The following is a 16,654-nucleotide window of genomic DNA, read 5'->3' on the forward strand; positions in this document are numbered from 1 at the left end:
AAAACCAAAACTTAGCGATTCTGGTGGGTAGATTTTGACGAGTTGTGTGTCGCCTGTTGATGTTGGTTCTGCCTTATTCAACACTCACGCCTTTATGAATCACACTAAACTGACTTTTATTCTGTTAGGAGCGCTATTGACTGGATCGGGCTGTTCTGCTTCAATCACAGCCAATAATTCGGCGACTTCTGCATCAGTCCAACCACATGAAGTAGCACAGGCAATTCCTCAGTATCCTCCTCTTTATGAAGTGCAGGTACAAGTATGCGGTGACATCATAGTTTCACAGAATAGCAACGGAGAACGATGCGCTGCTAACAAATTATATTTGTGGGGACCTGTCGGAGAAACTCGTTTAGTTCAAACCGAGCTAGACATGCCACTGACTAGTAACTTGGGTCATCGAGTAGCTGTTCGAGCTAAAGGTTGCTACCCAGCTTACAAGCAACCGAATGAAAACCAATTTTACTGGGCAGGTATGGAAGTTCGCGTACACAAAGGTGGTAAAACATTGGTAGAAAGCAAAAAGACATTGCTTTCAAACGAGCAAGTGCATGAAGTTGTCAAAAACCGATTCTCTGGTGTAACGATTCAAGCCTTTGGTAGACCGGATTGCCAACCTGCAGATGTTGAGCGATATATGAAGCTCCAACAATCGAGGAAAATAAAAAAGATTTAACTTGTTCTCTGTTTCGTACTGTTTTTGTGACTCCATTAAAAAAATAACTACACCTACTATGTGTAGTCATTCAACTTTAGTGACAGAATCTAAGCTAAGATGCTCATAAGTATTTAAACCAGGGGTACTATGGCAATTGACCCCTCCTTTAAGGAACAAAAGAGAAGCCAAGCAGCAGAAGCGCTGCACTATTTTGAGTCAGCCCACAGGGAAGATTTGGAGGCGATTATTCAGGTTTTGGTGAAGATCGCACCAGCGGATTTAGCCGCATCTTGCTAACAAAGGCAGGAATTCAGGCGATCGCAAGCTTGGCGATCGCCAAGAAATGCTGTTAGCAAAACTTGCAAGTTTTGCTAACAGATTATTTATGCACGACGAGCCAGAACTCCAGGTACGAGAAGAAAAGCAGCACACACGCGCTGTCAACACGCGGGAAGTGACGTTTACCTGCACCGTATGCGAGCAGACAGTGATACAGCATCGGTTTCCTGGCCCTGTGCCGCAGTCCTGTAGTGACGAGTGCAAGCAGACAGCCCGCCGAGAGCAGATGCGGGAACTCATGAGAGCGAGACGCAAAGCCCAGCTGCCGAAGAAACGGGGCAGACCAAGGAAGACAAATTTGTAAAAAAATGAGCTACTCTCTTTGATGTAGCTCATTTTTTTGGGCTTATGATGCCTGTGCGATTCGCTCAGCCCGCTGTTGCTTGTGAGCGGCACGACGCTCTTTTACAGCGTCGAGGTTCTTGAGTCCGTAAAACTTGCGGGCTGCTTCCAAGAGTTGCTCTAGGCTCCAGTCAGCATAATCGCTGCGAAAGTCAGCGTTGTGCTGTTCCCAGTCGAAGGTCTGTCCGTTGAAGCGAGCTTTTGCAGTCAATTCCCGTCCAGTTTCCTCCCTAAGTACTTCGATGACCATTAGGCGTACCTTTTCGGCATAGGAAATTGTCCGTTCCAGAGCAGCAGTGCGGGTCGCGGTTTTAGCAGTGTTCTTAGCCATTTTCTTCTCCTTATTCACTATTGCTTGGCTTTCCTCACGAAAATCGCGTCGGCAGACGCAATCTATTCAATTCAATCCAATGTCTAAATTCATTAAATTGAACTCGTAAAACCTACAACCTGCAATCGCCTCCGCTCTCTAACTTCCACGGCTGTTTCACGGAACTGTAAAAAAAATCCCAGACTTTATTAAGGACTGGGATTTCTTGCAGGCATTACAGAATTTAGTTTACGCGAGTTCGATTTTGTCTCCCTCTAAATCCTCCATCTCCAAGCTGTATCCTGCATCCTCATCGGAGAGGTCTGCAAAGCCGCCTGCATTGGCGATGCGCTCTCGTCGGCGCTGTTTGTGTTGAACTCGGCGTTCTCGGATTTCGTCCAGGCTGTTCAAGCCGAACTTGATACGTGCGTAACGCATCAATTCCTTGAGGGAAGTTGCTCCGTAGTCCTTACGGAACTGAGCGTTGAATTCTTCCCAGTCAAAGTCCTGGTTGCTGAACCGAGCGGTAGCGGAGAGTTCACGACCTGCTTCTTCCCGCACTACTTCCAGTACCATCAATCTGATCTTTTCCTGATACGGAATGACCAATTCTAATGCTGGTGTGTGTTTGCGCTGCTTGGTGGATTTGGCAGACTTACGAGTTGCAGTTGCAGTAGCCATGATTTTTTCTCCTTTTGGTTGTTTGAATGGCTCACGAGCATTGCGTTGGCAAACGCATTCCAGTTCAATTTCGCTTCGAGTCAGTGCGGGTTGACGCTTTCTCAACTTCTTCGCGGTGATCGCCGCGAAGCTTGGTTAATCCAAGGTGCCAAATTTAATAAAAAAATCCCTGCATCTACTCGGTCTAGTTGCAGGGATCGCGCAATCGCCTTGTTACAATCGCCTTTTTGGTTTCAGCCGATGCTTTCGCTATTCCAGCTCGTCGTCTTCCTCGTCCTCAAAGTCCTCATCATCATCGTCAAGGTCATCCTCATCATCCCCTTCGTCGAGATCGGACTCGGCTGCGGCATCGAGGTCGTCCTCATCGTCGAGAACGCTGTCATCAAACTCTTCATCATCGCCTTCAAGGTCTTCGTCTTCAGACTGCTCCAGGATAGCATTGCGCCGCTCCAGTGACTGCCTGTTGAACTCTACTAAATCAGCCACAGCTTGAGTAGGCTCTTCACTAATGGTGTCGTAAAAGTAACTAGCGATTTTCGCCATCACTGGAGCTGAATACTTGGGCGCTTCGGGCTTACCGAAGAGGAGTACGAATACTTTATTGTTCCATTTTTGCCAGTCAAAAGTGCCATTATTTTTGCGGACTTGGGTTTGCAAATCCAAGCCCATCTTTTCCCTCAAAGCATGGTAGACCTTTAAAGCCACTCGCTTTTTGCGATCGTTAAGGTTGACTTTATAAGTCTTTTTGAGAGTTGTAGTCACCCGCCCAATTAAATCGTTTGCAGAAGCCGCAGGTTTGGTAGCGGTATTAGTAGTAGCCTGAGACTTGGCATTGGCTGTAGCTGAACCATTTTTGTTGACAGTGGATTTAGTTGTAGTTGCCATAGATACGAATCACTAAATATTACGGTTTACCACAACTAAAGCCACGGACGTGGCTTTCCCTTCGTATCCATTTCCTCGATTTTCCTTACCTCCCCCTTCTCCTCCAATTTTCAATTTTTTGCGTATTTAGTTCTACCGGATAAAGATGGCGATCGCCGCTAGAAGAAAAGTTTGCTGAGGAGAGAAATGGCTTACCTAGAGCGAAAGCGGCTAACAAAGGTAAGTACAGACTTTTCTAGGAGATTGAGTAAATCTGAAATAGACATGCGTGGTTTTCTTAGTCTACTCTCCTGAGTCTGGAGTACCTCATGCCTTGAGTCGGGAGATAGGTCATACAGGTAAATCAAGAACTGATCTGCACTCTAGGCTTCAACCCGAAACTGGCGCGCGAGATGCAGCTGGGAAATGCTTGAGGTTATCTGTTACAATAACATGCGCTTTTGCAATTAAAAAAGCAGCCGCCAAAACGTGGCGATCGCCCTCGTCATTATCCATGAACCGAAATAAGTGTAAAGATACTAGACCTTATCTGTTGTGCTGAAGGAATGTCAAAGTTTGTTATTACTGGGTTCTAAATTGAAAACAATTCTTGCTCTGCCAAAAAAATAGTATGTTCAACCTCATGGATTAGACGCAGTACAGCCGTTAGTTGCCACAGCGCAACGACTAGGTTTATTTAGCAGTTTTTCAAAAACTTGCTAGAGCTTTAATCTTGTTCAATATGCCAAGAATCACTGATAGTGATACGGGGTTTTATTGAATTTAAGTATGCATAATTAGTTGCGTAGTGTAAAAAATCCTCTATTCTATCTAATAAAGATTGTTGATTAACGCTTCGTTCCACTAATTCCATTAAAACAAGGCAGTTTACCTGTGCATCAACTTTATTAACATCTATATATTCAAGCTCTGGTATAACTGAGTTGCCTCCTAAAATACTAGGTATATAATCAATCAAGTTTTTGGTTTTTTCAGTAAGACCTTCTTTAAAGGAAAAAGCACAGGCGGCTGCTGCAATATCTGCTATTTGTATACCAGGAGATGTTTTAGATTCAATGAATTGAATATCTTGCGATAGATTAAAAGTAATTGGTTGTTCTCCGCGTTGAAAGAAGTCTATAAAATTTTTATCTTCATTTCCAATCATATTATTAAATAGCGATTGATCAGATTGCAAAGGCTTACTAGCATCACAAAATACTTTAAGTTGATAAAACTCTTGTCCCCATTCAATAAGAAGAGAATACAGAGCCGTGGTGGAAAGCTCTAAAACCCATTTATCTGTGCCTGTGGATCTTAAACTATCTATTTCTCGATTGATCTTATTTTTATTGTAAAGACAGAAAGTCTTTATGGTATCAAGAATAGGAGAAATTTCAGGAGTACTAGAGGAATCAAAAAGATAACAATTCTCTTCGGAATCTAATTCTGGGATAAGCTTTTGAAAATCTTTAAAAATTTCTTCTGCATACTTATCCTGACCCTCAAAATGAACGTACAAAATATTGCTGATAAATCTGTGAAATTTAATTCGGTAGAATAAACTACTTTTTTTTGCTAATACTGGCTCAAAGATATATTCAAAAAACTTACAGGCAAGATTAAACTTTTTATGAAAAACAGCTACTTTAATGCGATTGTTTAAACGACTCAAAATATGTTCTATAGCTTTTCTTCCACGGTCGTGCCTTAAAAGGTTCTTTCCTTTTAATTCATTTCCTTCTAACTGGCAATCTTTAGTGACTTTATCTACACATTCTTTAGCTTCATCTTCATTAATGGCTACACTGGCATAAGCAAAATAAGGCTGCTGTTTATCCATAAGGTTATTACCAGTAAAGCCTGCTTCATCACAATAAATTTCTTGGATAATTCGCTTCATGTTTATTCCACCTAGTTAAGCGGTTTCCATGGCGACAGTACCTCAACAGTATTATTCCCAAGGAAAAGCCGATCGGTAGCTTATGAATCTGGGGTTACTTGACTAATTAATAAAATCTGTATGCTAGAGAAATTAAAGCTGTCCGAGCTGCTTTTTATTCATCACGCTCATCTTTGCGACCTTCAGTAGTTCCAAGGCTATTCAAAGTCTCAGTTCCAAACACCTGCTCTGCTAGCTTGCGCGATCGCTTCTGCTTGTTTCACTAATGCTTCCGAGCAGTTGTTTAGATATGTCTCATACACATACGCTAGGCTGCTGCGTACTTACTTGCTCAGTCTGCACCAGGTTACTGCCAGCAAATACCTCTGCAACTCTCCTATTGACGGCAGAAATTTATGAATGCTAGCAATCAAGAATGCAAAATAGTTGTATACACTTATATCGGTCGCAAACACCATGCCGCTACCTCACCCCGATCAACTACCTAAAATAATTTCTGCCCAAGTCGCTCGGCAGCCTGGATTTCAGCTAGGCTCAAATGATTGGATTGACTTAGACGACGAACCAATCCTAACGTCTTCAGTCAACCCAAACAATAGCCGTCTGTACGATCGCTACAACAAACGAGCAATTGCACTGCAAAACGAACCAGCCGACGAGCTGTTAAATCAGCCAGATGGCATCGAGTTAGTCTGAACTGAGGAGGCGATCGCATCATTTACTGCTTTGGGTGTGATGTATCGGTATTTTGTGCCACTACGCAGGTCGAAGTACGCAGCAAAACGGGTCAGCTCGCCGTTTACCAAATCTAGCGCCAGAGCGGCTGCAACTGTTGCTGCTTGAGCATTAACTACCAAGCTTTGCCGAGCGAGTCGTGCTAGTTCGGCACAGGACAATCGATTTTCCTGGAGTTCTTCCGGCTTGTCTACCAGCATTTCGGGGGCTTGTATGCCTGGGCTAGGTAAGCTCAAGCAGCCCAAGTTTGTAAAGCGATAGTCGTTTGGCTCGACTGAAAGACTAGAGCCAACCAACACTTGTCCGTGACGATCGCCATTGCCAGCGTCAATCCACCACACGCTTTTTTGGCTACGATAGTGGTTGCAATCGAGAGCCTGATGGAGCGATCGCCGCCCAGATGCCCTGTCCACGCAACCGATCAAAACTGTTAGCGTGTTAGGGCGATCGCCCCAATAAGATTGGTAAGTAATCCACTGAGGGTGAAACGCTAATGGTACTGCCTCAATTTCAATACCGTGAGCTAGAGAGTAGCGGAGCGCTAACGTTTGAGCCTTATTGCGCCCGATCTCTGCTTCGCAAAAGCACTGTCGAATCGTGTTTTTAGCTTCAACTCGATCTGGGTCTACCAGCGTAATCTTAGTCGGCTTGCCAGAGCGAATTAGGTCTAGTGCAATCCTGACAACCAGCCCAACCAGGAACGACCCCGTTCCTCCACACCCAACAATCCAAAAGTGAACGCGCTCGTAGACTAGCGTGACTGGAACAGCCTCTACGATGTCATAGTTGAGGGACATTGCTGTTCTCCCATTTATTGTAGTAGTAGCGGCTATCTTGCAAACCAAGATCCTCAAAGAAACACCCCCCTTTCAAGTCAAACACCCGAGCAAGTGGTACATGCCAGCAATGCCCAAACAATCCCACACGCACGAGCATTTGAGGTCTTGGGCTACGAACCTTGCCCATCACGCCATAGAGCCGAAACCCCGATGACTCGTCCCGATCGTCGGTAGGAGAGAAAAACGCTTCCATCGTTCCATGCGAGTGAATCTCAATTGCTGCATTGCAAGTAGATGAGTTAGCGCTCGTATCGATTGGCTGACAGCTCGTCGCATCCTGCTTTTGTTCGGGAGTAACGAGTTGCCAATGCCCCTGAACCCACACCAAATGAAACAAAGCCTCTAGCAGGCGATCGGTTGCTGGGTCTATCGCCTGACATGCCACTACCCAAACGTGCAACAGCAACTCGATTGGCACTAGCGGTTCTACTTTCAAGTAAGGCTCAAGCGAGACTAGCCCTTTCAGAGGCTGGTGGTAGTTGATCGGCATTAGCACGTTGATGCCAGGTCGAGTAGCTCTGGCGAAGATTCCATTCTGCCCGACCCAATACTCCAGGCCGCTGCTGGAGAAGTCTGGCAGTGGCAAACTATAGGCAAACTGATGTCCGACAATGCGCTCGTCAATCAATTTCATCAAACAAATACTCCTGCACTAACTTATCGAGCGTCATTGCTCTGCCAATAGGCAGCAGAAATCGCTCTGGTTGGGCATAGCGCCTGCTAGACGTGCAATGTAACTCCACAAGCTGTTGGCGAATGTCGTCTTGGTAAGCCTTCTGTTTGGATTTTCCCTTCACTAGCTCTCCTGAAAATTGGCTACTGATGAATAATTCCCAAACTGCTGGGATAGTTTGTCCGCTAGCAGATGGAGGCGTATTTTCTCCCCAGCAAATCTTTAGGTCGGCGTAAATATTTGGTAGGGGTGGGTGAAAGCAAACTGCATCCGGAGCGAACGCTTCAACCGCCACTGCACACAGCCAATAATCCTTCTCCAGTCCGATCAAGACCAGCCCTGGCAGCGGGACTGTCAGTTTTCCGATCGCACTTAAGTCGATACAGTGACGAGCGGGGGGGACGAACATGACAGCCCAATTGCCACCAGAAGAGCAACCGCAGCGAACGACTCCTGGTGCAATCCAACTCGAATCGATCGCGGTATTGTTGAAGGCAACTCTCAAGCTATGAGGTGACAGGCATTTATAGCGATAGGTTGGTGGGTTTGTTTCAACAAGTCGTTTGTAGAAATAGCGCCCTTGCGAAATGAAAATCGCTGCTTCAACTTTGGCGGTGAGCGGGTCGCCGAGAAATTCGTCAATTATGGCAGATTCGATCGATTGAATATCTGCTGTATTGTCATCCATTGCAGTCAAAAAATAGAGTTAATCGAATTAATTTGTAATTGGATAAGGTTGGTTCCATAGTTCCAGTACAATGTTGAAATGTGCTTGTAAATCTTGTCCCAACCAATTTGTAAATTCATTGCAGCACTTGATCGCTTTCTGCGCTCGATGCCATTCTTTGGTCAGAAATCGAATCGATGCCTCAGTCCAAGGATATTTGCTGCTATAGTCCGAGCCGTAACAGTAACTGCACTGTTCGTCCAGCCAAACATTACCTGTATTTTTATCCAAGACACGCAGGACTAATGGCAGAAATTTTAACGGAGTGCCTGCTTGAAGGCAGCGTTTTCTCAACAAGTATTGAGGTACGAGATCGGGAGATTGAATTGTTTGAATGGAAATCCCAAACTCTAACTCGTACCACTCTGCCAACTCTTGGTCAATTGATATTAACCAATAATAGCCTTCACTACTAAGTGGAATTAGGATCTTCCATTCATCCAGTAGCCCTTCGATGCCGTCTTCACACTGCCAACTGATTCCCTTATCTTCAATGGGAATATGTTCTAGCCGTTGCTCGTATGCCCACTCCATTGCCCATTCTGGAAGTGGAAAGCAATGCTCGTAGAGCAAATCGAGCAACTCACGCTCTCGTTGACTGTGTCCTTGTCCGATCAGCAGAGTAGATGCACGACTGGCGGCAAACTGTTTTGGGAAAAACACCTGATACAGATGCAGCATCTGGTAAATGTTCAGCTTAGCTTCAAGAATCTCTAGGGCTTGAAACCGGCTCAAAAGTAGTCTGGGTAGATAGTTTTGCAGTCGATAAATAGCTGCTTCGGAAGTAGTTGGGATATCCATACTGACTTAAAATCCAACTGGAATCGCGCTAACAGCCAAGGATTGGTCGAGCCGTTTTAGGCACTGCTTAACTGAATCTGACGAATGCCGCGATTGAGCGATCGCCGTCTCAATCTGCTCCACAATAGCTTGAGCATTGCAGGGATTAATTCCCTGCAATAACTCGATTTTTCGCAATTTTACGCACATCAAAATAGCAGGATCGACCTCAGACGGTGCTGTATCTAAAACTGCTAAAACTGATGCTGCGGTTGGCAAGTTATAAGATGAATGGATTGTCCCTTTTGTCCCCTTTTTCGGCACAATTTTAATTTGACTTGGCTCTCGTTGGATTTCTGCTGCGGCTAGTTCGGGGCTAAGCCCACTAAATAACATTCGCAATAAATCATCGTTGTCAGCAATCGATTTGCGTACCCAATGCTGCTGTCCTTCGAGAAGAACGAGTAGTTTGTCTTCATGAATGTCATTGCTCATTTTTTAAAAGAGTGAAATTTGAGTAGTTTCGGACGATATTTGTTGTTTGGTTTCAACTGAAGGTGGTGTTGAACGAGCCGACGCTCGAGCTGAATTGGTCGATTTTGCTTTTGACTGCTGACGCTGATAGCGAATTTTACGAAGCGGCAGGTCAGCTTTAAGCTCCCCTAATAACTGAGCTAGAGCAGCGGGTAATTCTCCCAACTCAGATTCGCCTACCAGGTTAGAAATAGGAAAGTCATTGTAACTGGACGCTGCAATCAACACCTGTCGTTCTTTGGCATCTGAATTTAAAGGAAGCCAGACGATCTGCAATCGAATCGGGGTTTCATGCCAGCGATACGAACGCCCTTTCTCGCTGCTAAGTTGCAGCGTTTGAGATGTTGCAGCCGATACCGAGGAGCTTGCAAGTTGCTCTAAAAGCTGCAAAAACTCTTTCCCCGCTTGCCAGCGCTTGCGATCAAACAAAAGTCCGTGCGCCTGAAATCGCGCTTCCGGCGCTTTGTCGGTTAAGCACTCCTCAAGCTGTTGCACTCGAACAGAAACAGCTTGAGCTGCTGCTTCTAAGGTAAGCCATCGTGCCATATTGTCAATTAGTAGCTATCAGTTGCAAATGGCGGTAGCCAAAAGCTGGCTCGAAGTTCGCGGTTTATAGTGGCAGCGATCGCAGTTTCAAGTTTCAGCTCGATCGAGCGTTCCATCCCAAAAAAGCGATCGCCTCTAACTACTTTCGATCGATTTTCAGTAGAATTAATGTACGTAATGCTGTACATCATTTATGTTCTCCTACGAAATTACTTCTCCAACGGATGCCAGGAATAGCTTCTTTCAGTTATTAGACTCTGTAGTTGAAAACCATCAAGTTTTCATCATCAAACGGCGCGAAGGAGAAAATGTGGCGCTGATTGCCGAATCAGACTTAACTAGCCTGGTTGAAACAGTGTATCTGTTGCGAAACCCTGCCAATGGTCGTCGCCTGCTCGATGCGATCGCCGAATCAAAATTGGGCAAAATTCAGCCTCAGACAATAGAAGAACTACGGCAGGAGTTGGGAATTGGCAGCGAAGAGAAAGAAGCATGAATCAGAGGAAACTCCGCTACCGATTCAGCGCAGTCCTGGATTCAGCTCGCAATTTAAGGAAGACTTGGCTTGGTGGTTCAAGACTGACTATAAAAAAGCATCCAAAATTTTAGATCTGGTTACGGCTGTGATGGCAGACCCGTTTCAAGGAATTGGTAAACCAGAACCATTAAAATACTTGGATGCAGATGTTTGGTCGCGCCGAATTGACTTAGAACATCGGCTGATCTATCTAGTCGGCAGTACTCAAATTGATTTTCTCGCTTGCAGATTTCACTACAAAGATTGACCGACAATAACTAACTACAAGCTCGGTCAACAGCTTTAGCAAACTATTTCTTTGGCATAACATAGTCTAAGCTCAAGTTTTCTTTGACTAGAGCAATTAAATAGCACTCCACAACTCTATCTGCTGCAATTGAGTAAATTTCTCCACGACTTTGACTTCGCAATCTTCAACAGAAGTTACTCCATGAACGTGTGACAATATTCGTTCGTTGACGACTATGAATGGTGGACTCCACTTCGTTCGCTTCTTGGCATCGCCAACTTTAACATTAAACTTGTACCCCAACCGATGCTGTTTACGAATTTCCCACTCCTGATAAAGTTGGGGATATTGAATACACCAGACTTCGTGTATGTCATCAGGATAGAGGCAGCCGCAAGCGATCGCCCACCGCACGCACCGATCGCTCGTAGATGCACAGCACAACCTGGCGCACAACGATAGGCTGAAGCGGCAAAGACACCATCTTGTGTCTGGGTGTCCCTTTAAGCCCAATTAATTTGGAGGCGATCGCCTCCATTGAGCAAATCGGCAACAGTCGGCTGTCCAGGGTTGGAAAAGCGAAACACTTGCCACGGAACGGTTGGTTTGTAGAAAGCATCAATCGCTGCCCTTAATTGTGGTAGATCCAATCAAATAATTGGTACATAACAGCTTCAATAGGCACTACCCACATTGAATGAGTAATAGGTAACGACCAGCCTAACGCCGAGAATGTTTAGCTACGGATTGAACCTCACCTTTGATCTGCTCTAGGCTGGTCGGGGCAATCTCGTAGACGACCCTGCGCTTGCGTTCCACGCGAGTCCCTGGTACTGGAGTACCTTTACTCCAAGCTGCTTTAATTTTGGTTTTATCTGGTTTGCGCTCTTCCACTACCTTCACGGTGATGTAATCTGGAGGTACTTCATTGATGTTGAGGATTTCACACGCAGGTGGATTGAGTTTTATTCGGATTCGCCGAGACTGTCCTGCTGCCTCACTGCTAACTAGCCCTGATTCATTCAGACGCAGGATGGTAGTATCCAGGTTTTCTCGCCAACGGACGAGCCGAGCAAGCTCTTTGGTGTGAATACTGACTAAATGCTCCATCCTAGCTTTCACAGCTGCAATCTCAGCGTCAATTTGATCGGCTAACTCTGCCTGAGCATCAATGGCAGCTTCTCGATCGTCTTGAACTTGCCACAGGTGAGTTAAAATTTCAACTTCTTCTTCCAGGGTTTCAGCCCTAGAAAGCTGTCTCCAAATTTTTGCAGCTAGTAAACTTAGCCCTTTGAGAGACTGAGACATGATAGATATAGGCAATTGGGAACGCTTAGGCTGACCGTTTGTCGAACCCGATTTCACTATTGAAGTCATGGAGTAGATAAATTTAGAACTGCTAAGGGGGCTGGCGCGATAGCGCCTAGCTAAGGCTAGTTATAGGCATTGTTTTGAGCATCGTCGTGAAGCAGCGATCGCGCAAGCGCCTCAATATTCTCAAGAAACTGAGTTGAGCTAGTTGGCGGTGACTATGTTACAGCTCAACAACTGTAAAAATCTAAGCAAGGTTCGAGCCTTAGATGCCAAGATAGGACGCTAGGAGAAACAGCAACAGAGCATAATTACTAGAGAAGCCAAGAAGTATATGATGCCCAGCCGCCTAAAAGACAGATATTAGACTTTATCATTCCTGTCGGGAAGACCCCAAGTTGCAGTAATGTATCCTGGGGAAACTTCCTCACAATATTGAAATATAAAGGGGATATCTACAGTTGTGAAATACGCTATGTAAATAGATTTTTCCCCTGTTCCAAAAGATGTTTTAACTGTGGCTACATCAAGGAGGATCTAACTCTTGCTACTCGTGAATAGGAGTGTCCAGAATGCAAGAGCTTTTGGGAGCGTGACACAAATGCTGCCCTCAACCTGATACTCTTTTTTGAATCAAAAATACCTCTGGAAGAGGGGAAATTCACGCCGAACAGCCTGTTGTAGGACTGGGCATCACCCGCTTTCTTTGGGTGAGGTCAGGAAGCCCTGCACGTATTTTTACGTTCGCGTAGCGTGCGCTTAGCGCATAGTGCGGGGTACTTCACGCTGGAACCTTATTGTCAGTTGAATGTAAGTTCTGGCTTACGGCATCAGTGTTGGGATATTGAAACTTTTTAGCTAAGACTTCGGCTGAGAAAGCTATTACCGCAGCAATTTCTGTTGGGTCTAGTCTAAGAATATCAGCTTTGATTTGTTCGGGCGTGCGGCTGTATTTTGTGCCACTAGATAGGTATTCGTCGAGAGAAACCTCGCTGTCTAGGTAGAGTAAGAGCGATTCAGCCGTGCCGCCAGTTGCTCGTGCCAGTCCTTTGAAGTTGTTTGAGTTTGGCTCTGGAAGATTTTTACCAGCAAGCCAACGCCCAATCGTCGGCTGAGACACACCAATCGCTCTACTCAAGCTGGTTTGGTTCCAGCCGGAACTCAACATTGACTCAATTAACTCTATCAGTCGGTATTGGCGGTTTTCCACAGAGACTAGTTCGTGCTTTACGTGAATTTACGTATTTCTATTTTGTGACAAAGATCGATCAGTTCACAAGTTTGCGTTGCATTACATTTCCATCTAATAAATGTATAATGCATTATAAACTATACACTTGCATAAACTAAAGCTTTTAAGGTGAGAGAACCAAAGCAGGAGTTAGAGTCAATATTTCATAAATTGGTTCCCCTGGATCAATTAAAGCCACACCCCCGCAACACTAGCATTTACGGCGATGATGAAGACGTTTCTGATTTGGTTGATTTGATATCTTGCAGTGGATGGATTAAACCTTTAGTTGTTACTCCTTCAAGTATTATCATCAGCGGTCATCGGCGTTGGAAAGCTGCAATAAAACTCGGCCTTGAAACTGTCCCCTGTGTAGAGAGAGAATTTCCGGACGAGTTGGCAGAACTACAAGCACTACTATTAGAGAATGCTAGCCGCCAGAAGACCAATGAGCAGAAAGTAAGAGAAGGCAAGGCTTGGGAAAGTATCGAGTCAGAGTTAGCTAAAGCGCGAAAATTAGCTACCCAAAACAACAATACGGCTAGAGCAGAGTGGAAAAATTTTTCCACTCTGGTAAATGACTTTGGCAGGGTTCGCGATCGCATTGCACAACGGGTAGGACTTGGATCGGGGGTGACTTACTCTAAAGCTGCCAAGGTAGTGGAGCTGATCGATCAATCAATAGATTTGGACGATTGCAAGCAGGCGGCAGCACTCCGTTTGATCCTCAACGAGCAGAGCATAAATGCTGCTTATAGAGTCATACGAGAATCAGTTGAGAAACGCCAATACGTCATAGATAAAATTGCTTCAGGGGAAGTGTCGGTCAAATGCGGGATTGCATTGCTTAAGTCCGATCGGCAACTTCCTAGTCCGAGTGTAGCAGCATCTACAGAAGCGGACGAGCAGGAGTTGTCTTCTTCGAGCGGTAATCGGGGCAAAGCAGCAAGCGATCGCGCAGACAATGACAACCCCTACAAGAGCTGCTGGAACTGTCATTGGAGGGGAAAATCTATTGATAACCAAACCATCTATTGCTACCAGCACGGCACTCTCAACATGGTAGAAAAAGATGGATTTCAACGAGCGCTTGAATGCGAATACTGGCAAGAGCATACCATCTCCCACCATAAAGCAGATTTTGGAAAAGGCGATAAACCGTTTGTTAAATATACCGTCTATCTTGCAGCCCAATTGGCAGAAGCTGTGCAACAAAGAGCTTATTCTACCAATAATTTAACTATTGAGAAGTATATTCACTCACTCATCCTAGCTGATCTAGAGAAGGCTGACTCCAACGCTAATCATGACGGAGCCGTAATAGCTTCTGGGCTAGCAAATGATTCTATAACAACCGAGCAACTCGTCCCCCAACAAGGTGACGCGGCTTCTGAATTGAATAGGAGCGAAACAAGCTCACCAATCTTATCCCCAGATCGAATAGCTCCGTTGACGACTTTGCATTTCTCAAGAGAGCAAAACTGATGCGGAAACCAAACGATAATAGCATTTGTAAAAAGCTTCGACGAGTTTACAGCTTGGAATTAGACAAGCGTTACCGCCACCTATACGCGACTGGTGACTCTTGGCGAGTAGAGGAAATCTACGTAGCAGTTAAAGGTAAGCGGTGGACAAGCAAGGCAATACCTTGTAGCTGGCGATTGGTACTACAGTCATGTGCAAGTTGAGGAGTAGAATGGAGATGGTGCGTAAAAGCATACCTGGCAGCAAGCCGAAGCAATCAGCTACTAAAGGTGGAACCCGCCGCACGCGCTCAACTCGGCAAGTGGCTCAGAAACAGGATAGCAAAAAGCAACGTCAACTTACAGATAGACCTCAAACTAGTCCCGATCTCTTTGTCAATTCAGCAACAACCAGTATGGCTTCAGCAATGCCAATTTGGGGAGCAAGTAGTATCCTGACGCAGAGGAAGGATTTACCTTGGAGCGCCGATCCCAATGGTAAGCTGTGCTACGCCAAAGATGTTGAAAATGGTAAGGGAGTAGTCCTGTTTTGGGTAACGGAAGACCTGGAACATGAATATCCAGCAACACTAGCAGGTGCTGCGGCTCTAGCTGTCATTGATACTTTTGACATTCGAGCAGCTTGTATGCACCTGATTTATGCTGCCCATGCTACGCAGTTGGATCGCCCTTGGGAACAGGAACTCGTCATAGACGATCGGCAAATCGAAGCTTATCTCGGTCTGCAAAAACGTACCGATAAAAACCGACAACAAAAGTTAGCACTAATTAAAGAAATCGCCCAACAACCTTGCAAAATTACAACTTATGTTTCCTGGCCCGCTCAAGGCAAAGCGAAAGGGTTTACTGTAGAGGAAGGTAGGCTTTGGCATTTATTAGGAATTCGTTACCACTATCAACAAGATTTATTTGGTAATAAAGAGCTAACAGGCATCACTTTTACTGTTCGAGCTGGGCTATGGGCAAAGTACTTTCTCAACGATGAAGGACGTAGAGATATTAGTGCTTACTGTCTGTGCGGCGAACTATCTAAAGCATTGCTGGAGGATATTATGAGCCTTTGGCAACATCGTGAAGGTGCCGCCCGATTGATGGTGTGGCTGCTCTTCAAATCTAAAATTGATCGGCAGAATCATCATGTAGCGCAGACTCTGATGGAAATTGCCTACGGCTCTCAAAGAATTGAAGCGGCAAGACAAGATAGCCAACTTCGTAAAAAACTTGCTAATAGTTGGGACGAGAACTTGTTAGCCCTGCACGACAAAGGTTGGCAACTTTACTTTCACCCAGAAACCTACCCTCCACAGTTGCGACCTCCTGGTTTTGGGCGCAGCAACCCGAGCAGACCGAAAGGATTCTTCGACCAACTTCTATCAGCACAGCTATGGATCGATCCTCCAGAAAGTTGGAAAAAAGATGCGATCGCTCCTAGACGAACTAGCGAACCTGAAATACAACCAGTAGGATTACCAGTCCAGACAAAATATACTCTCACTGGTGCCCAAATCAAAGCTCGTAGAAAGGAAAAAGGTTGGAGTCAGCCAAAATTATCCGCACTTAGCGGACTCAGCCAAGGCTTAATTTCTCTAATTGAGAACGAAAAGCGTTCCCTGACAAGTGAAAACCAAGAAATTTTGGAACGAACTTTTGCATTAAATTCTTGATCTTACTCGTCCGACGAAGGCTTCTAGAAGGTTGCTCGGAACGTCATGAGTCGAGCGCTCTGATTCCTGGCTAATTTTTGGCGATCGTTACAAAACCTATTACAAAACCTACAATTGCCCATGTACAGGGTTTTAAAGCACGCTTTTTGCTATTAGTCCCCTAGATATAGAGCTGTTATGAGAATCAACTTATTTTAAAGCTGGGCTATAGCAATTACCACGCTCGACGCTAAAACTTCCAGATACCCAAGTTTGTAACATAT

At 45.1% G+C, this 16,654-nt stretch carries 24 protein-coding genes; 7 read left to right on the forward strand and 17 right to left on the reverse strand.

Features of this window, described 5'->3' with window-relative positions; genetic code table 11:
• Nucleotides 1-94: 94 nt before the first annotated feature.
• A complete protein-coding gene (locus tag B1A85_RS16530) occupies nucleotides 95-679 on the forward strand; it encodes a hypothetical protein (protein WP_015328650.1) in 585 nt (194 codons plus the stop codon).
• 261 nt (nucleotides 680-940) lie between these two features.
• Here the strand turns inward: B1A85_RS16530 and B1A85_RS24775 are convergent, their stop codons facing one another.
• The 6 genes from B1A85_RS24775 to B1A85_RS16555 all read right to left on the reverse strand — a co-directional run bounded on the left by B1A85_RS24775 (nucleotide 941) and on the right by B1A85_RS16555 (nucleotide 5,100).
• Nucleotides 941-1,132: a hypothetical protein gene (locus B1A85_RS24775; protein WP_196797667.1), complete on the reverse strand. Its 192-nt coding sequence runs from the start codon at nucleotides 1,130-1,132 to the stop codon at nucleotides 941-943.
• A 214-nt stretch (nucleotides 1,133-1,346) separates the two neighbouring features.
• A complete protein-coding gene (locus tag B1A85_RS16540; RefSeq protein WP_015328652.1) occupies nucleotides 1,347-1,673 on the reverse strand; it encodes a hypothetical protein in 327 nt (108 codons plus the stop codon).
• A gap of 228 nt (nucleotides 1,674-1,901) precedes the next feature.
• Nucleotides 1,902-2,333 (reverse strand): hypothetical protein, encoded by a 432-nt coding sequence (locus tag B1A85_RS16545; RefSeq protein ID WP_015328653.1) that lies wholly within the window; start codon nucleotides 2,331-2,333, stop codon nucleotides 1,902-1,904.
• Between the two features lie 249 nt (nucleotides 2,334-2,582).
• Nucleotides 2,583-3,218, reverse strand: a complete 636-nt coding sequence (locus B1A85_RS23985) for a hypothetical protein (protein ID WP_015328654.1) — start codon at nucleotides 3,216-3,218, stop codon at nucleotides 2,583-2,585.
• 369 nt (nucleotides 3,219-3,587) lie between these two features.
• Nucleotides 3,588-3,713: a hypothetical protein gene (locus B1A85_RS25670; protein WP_255348409.1), complete on the reverse strand. Its 126-nt coding sequence runs from the start codon at nucleotides 3,711-3,713 to the stop codon at nucleotides 3,588-3,590.
• A gap of 211 nt (nucleotides 3,714-3,924) precedes the next feature.
• Nucleotides 3,925-5,100 carry a DUF3800 domain-containing protein gene (locus B1A85_RS16555; protein WP_015328655.1) on the reverse strand — a complete coding sequence of 392 codons (1,176 nt, stop codon included), beginning with the start codon at nucleotides 5,098-5,100 and terminating at the stop codon, nucleotides 3,925-3,927.
• Between the two features lie 456 nt (nucleotides 5,101-5,556).
• Between B1A85_RS16555 and B1A85_RS16560 the strand changes: the two genes are divergently transcribed.
• Nucleotides 5,557-5,796, forward strand: coding sequence for a hypothetical protein (locus tag B1A85_RS16560; RefSeq protein WP_015328656.1), 240 nt, complete (start codon nucleotides 5,557-5,559; stop codon nucleotides 5,794-5,796).
• Here the strand turns inward: B1A85_RS16560 and B1A85_RS16565 are convergent.
• From B1A85_RS16565 to B1A85_RS16595, 7 genes are all read right to left on the reverse strand, one after another.
• Complete coding sequence (locus B1A85_RS16565) at nucleotides 5,769-6,632, reverse strand: ThiF family adenylyltransferase (RefSeq protein ID WP_015328657.1); 864 nt, start codon at nucleotides 6,630-6,632, stop codon at nucleotides 5,769-5,771. The genes B1A85_RS16560 and B1A85_RS16565 overlap by 28 nt on opposite strands.
• Nucleotides 6,616-7,164, reverse strand: a complete 549-nt coding sequence (locus B1A85_RS16570) for a Mov34/MPN/PAD-1 family protein (protein WP_146087191.1) — start codon at nucleotides 7,162-7,164, stop codon at nucleotides 6,616-6,618. The genes B1A85_RS16565 and B1A85_RS16570 overlap by 17 nt, the downstream gene beginning before the upstream one ends.
• A gap of 130 nt (nucleotides 7,165-7,294) precedes the next feature.
• Nucleotides 7,295-8,035 carry a hypothetical protein gene (locus B1A85_RS16575; protein WP_015328659.1) on the reverse strand — a complete coding sequence of 247 codons (741 nt, stop codon included), beginning with the start codon at nucleotides 8,033-8,035 and terminating at the stop codon, nucleotides 7,295-7,297.
• Between the two features lie 27 nt (nucleotides 8,036-8,062).
• Nucleotides 8,063-8,875 carry a hypothetical protein gene (locus tag B1A85_RS16580; RefSeq protein ID WP_015328660.1) on the reverse strand — a complete coding sequence of 271 codons (813 nt, stop codon included), beginning with the start codon at nucleotides 8,873-8,875 and terminating at the stop codon, nucleotides 8,063-8,065.
• A gap of 6 nt (nucleotides 8,876-8,881) precedes the next feature.
• The gene (locus B1A85_RS16585; RefSeq protein WP_015328661.1) at nucleotides 8,882-9,349 is read right to left on the reverse strand and encodes a hypothetical protein; all 468 of its coding nucleotides are present in this window, start codon (nucleotides 9,347-9,349) and stop codon (nucleotides 8,882-8,884) included.
• 3 nt (nucleotides 9,350-9,352) lie between these two features.
• Nucleotides 9,353-9,934, reverse strand: a complete 582-nt coding sequence (locus B1A85_RS16590) for a hypothetical protein (RefSeq protein ID WP_015328662.1) — start codon at nucleotides 9,932-9,934, stop codon at nucleotides 9,353-9,355.
• 8 nt (nucleotides 9,935-9,942) lie between these two features.
• On the reverse strand, nucleotides 9,943-10,125 hold the full coding sequence (locus tag B1A85_RS16595) for a hypothetical protein (RefSeq protein WP_015328663.1): 183 nt from the start codon (nucleotides 10,123-10,125) through the stop codon (nucleotides 9,943-9,945).
• 2 nt (nucleotides 10,126-10,127) lie between these two features.
• Between B1A85_RS16595 and B1A85_RS16600 the strand changes: the two genes are divergently transcribed.
• Together B1A85_RS16600 and B1A85_RS16605 are read left to right on the forward strand one after the other, a co-directional pair.
• Nucleotides 10,128-10,430, forward strand: coding sequence for a type II toxin-antitoxin system Phd/YefM family antitoxin (locus B1A85_RS16600; RefSeq protein ID WP_015328664.1), 303 nt, complete (start codon nucleotides 10,128-10,130; stop codon nucleotides 10,428-10,430).
• Entirely contained in the window at nucleotides 10,405-10,719 is a 315-nt protein-coding gene (locus tag B1A85_RS16605) for a Txe/YoeB family addiction module toxin (protein WP_015328665.1), read from the forward strand. The genes B1A85_RS16600 and B1A85_RS16605 overlap by 26 nt, the downstream gene beginning before the upstream one ends.
• Before the next feature lie 96 nt (nucleotides 10,720-10,815).
• On the opposite strand, the gene B1A85_RS16610 is transcribed toward B1A85_RS16605, so the two are convergent.
• The 3 genes from B1A85_RS16610 to B1A85_RS16615 form a co-directional block, all read right to left on the reverse strand.
• Nucleotides 10,816-11,157, reverse strand: coding sequence for a hypothetical protein (locus tag B1A85_RS16610; RefSeq protein ID WP_168192419.1), 342 nt, complete (start codon nucleotides 11,155-11,157; stop codon nucleotides 10,816-10,818).
• A 47-nt stretch (nucleotides 11,158-11,204) separates the two neighbouring features.
• Complete coding sequence (locus B1A85_RS23990; RefSeq protein WP_155824132.1) at nucleotides 11,205-11,351, reverse strand: hypothetical protein; 147 nt, start codon at nucleotides 11,349-11,351, stop codon at nucleotides 11,205-11,207.
• A gap of 70 nt (nucleotides 11,352-11,421) precedes the next feature.
• Nucleotides 11,422-12,009 carry a siphovirus Gp157 family protein gene (locus tag B1A85_RS16615; RefSeq protein ID WP_015328666.1) on the reverse strand — a complete coding sequence of 196 codons (588 nt, stop codon included), beginning with the start codon at nucleotides 12,007-12,009 and terminating at the stop codon, nucleotides 11,422-11,424.
• Between the two features lie 378 nt (nucleotides 12,010-12,387).
• On the opposite strand from B1A85_RS16615, the gene B1A85_RS26245 reads away from it, so the two are divergent.
• The gene (locus B1A85_RS26245) at nucleotides 12,388-12,573 is read left to right on the forward strand and encodes a transposase (protein ID WP_255348411.1); all 186 of its coding nucleotides are present in this window, start codon (nucleotides 12,388-12,390) and stop codon (nucleotides 12,571-12,573) included.
• A gap of 220 nt (nucleotides 12,574-12,793) precedes the next feature.
• Here the strand turns inward: B1A85_RS26245 and B1A85_RS16625 are convergent, their stop codons facing one another.
• The gene (locus tag B1A85_RS16625; protein WP_143755483.1) at nucleotides 12,794-13,222 is read right to left on the reverse strand and encodes a helix-turn-helix transcriptional regulator; all 429 of its coding nucleotides are present in this window, start codon (nucleotides 13,220-13,222) and stop codon (nucleotides 12,794-12,796) included.
• A 150-nt stretch (nucleotides 13,223-13,372) separates the two neighbouring features.
• On the opposite strand from B1A85_RS16625, the gene B1A85_RS16630 reads away from it, so the two are divergent.
• On the forward strand, nucleotides 13,373-14,728 hold the full coding sequence (locus B1A85_RS16630) for a ParB N-terminal domain-containing protein (RefSeq protein ID WP_104547880.1): 1,356 nt from the start codon (nucleotides 13,373-13,375) through the stop codon (nucleotides 14,726-14,728).
• Between the two features lie 217 nt (nucleotides 14,729-14,945).
• Nucleotides 14,946-16,391: a helix-turn-helix domain-containing protein gene (locus tag B1A85_RS16635; RefSeq protein WP_015328669.1), complete on the forward strand. Its 1,446-nt coding sequence runs from the start codon at nucleotides 14,946-14,948 to the stop codon at nucleotides 16,389-16,391.
• Nucleotides 16,392-16,654 lie beyond the last annotated feature (263 nt).

Source organism: Chroococcidiopsis sp. TS-821, from assembly GCF_002939305.1.
GTDB lineage: Bacteria > Cyanobacteriota > Cyanobacteriia > Cyanobacteriales > Chroococcidiopsidaceae > Chroogloeocystis.

What these genes read in the sequence shown, in the direction of transcription:
- B1A85_RS16590 (WP_015328662.1), bottom strand. Translation starts at nt 9,934, where the DNA reads ATGGCACGATGGCTTACCTTAGAAGCAGCAGCTCAAGCTGTTTCTGTT.
- B1A85_RS25670 (WP_255348409.1), bottom strand. Translation starts at nt 3,713, where the DNA reads ATGGATAATGACGAGGGCGATCGCCACGTTTTGGCGGCTGCTTTTTTA.
- B1A85_RS23985 (WP_015328654.1), bottom strand. Translation starts at nt 3,218, where the DNA reads ATGGCAACTACAACTAAATCCACTGTCAACAAAAATGGTTCAGCTACA.
- B1A85_RS16540 (WP_015328652.1), bottom strand. Translation starts at nt 1,673, where the DNA reads ATGGCTAAGAACACTGCTAAAACCGCGACCCGCACTGCTGCTCTGGAA.
- B1A85_RS16530 (WP_015328650.1), top strand. Translation starts at nt 95, where the DNA reads ATGAATCACACTAAACTGACTTTTATTCTGTTAGGAGCGCTATTGACT.
- B1A85_RS16545 (WP_015328653.1), bottom strand. Translation starts at nt 2,333, where the DNA reads ATGGCTACTGCAACTGCAACTCGTAAGTCTGCCAAATCCACCAAGCAG.
- B1A85_RS16595 (WP_015328663.1), bottom strand. Translation starts at nt 10,125, where the DNA reads ATGATGTACAGCATTACGTACATTAATTCTACTGAAAATCGATCGAAA.
- B1A85_RS16580 (WP_015328660.1), bottom strand. Translation starts at nt 8,875, where the DNA reads ATGGATATCCCAACTACTTCCGAAGCAGCTATTTATCGACTGCAAAAC.
- B1A85_RS16585 (WP_015328661.1), bottom strand. Translation starts at nt 9,349, where the DNA reads ATGAGCAATGACATTCATGAAGACAAACTACTCGTTCTTCTCGAAGGA.
- B1A85_RS16615 (WP_015328666.1), bottom strand. Translation starts at nt 12,009, where the DNA reads ATGTCTCAGTCTCTCAAAGGGCTAAGTTTACTAGCTGCAAAAATTTGG.
- B1A85_RS16575 (WP_015328659.1), bottom strand. Translation starts at nt 8,035, where the DNA reads ATGGATGACAATACAGCAGATATTCAATCGATCGAATCTGCCATAATT.
- B1A85_RS16565 (WP_015328657.1), bottom strand. Translation starts at nt 6,632, where the DNA reads ATGTCCCTCAACTATGACATCGTAGAGGCTGTTCCAGTCACGCTAGTC.
- B1A85_RS16570 (WP_146087191.1), bottom strand. Translation starts at nt 7,164, where the DNA reads ATGCCGATCAACTACCACCAGCCTCTGAAAGGGCTAGTCTCGCTTGAG.
- B1A85_RS16635 (WP_015328669.1), top strand. Translation starts at nt 14,946, where the DNA reads ATGGTGCGTAAAAGCATACCTGGCAGCAAGCCGAAGCAATCAGCTACT.
- B1A85_RS16600 (WP_015328664.1), top strand. Translation starts at nt 10,128, where the DNA reads ATGTTCTCCTACGAAATTACTTCTCCAACGGATGCCAGGAATAGCTTC.
- B1A85_RS16560 (WP_015328656.1), top strand. Translation starts at nt 5,557, where the DNA reads ATGCCGCTACCTCACCCCGATCAACTACCTAAAATAATTTCTGCCCAA.
- B1A85_RS16555 (WP_015328655.1), bottom strand. Translation starts at nt 5,100, where the DNA reads ATGAAGCGAATTATCCAAGAAATTTATTGTGATGAAGCAGGCTTTACT.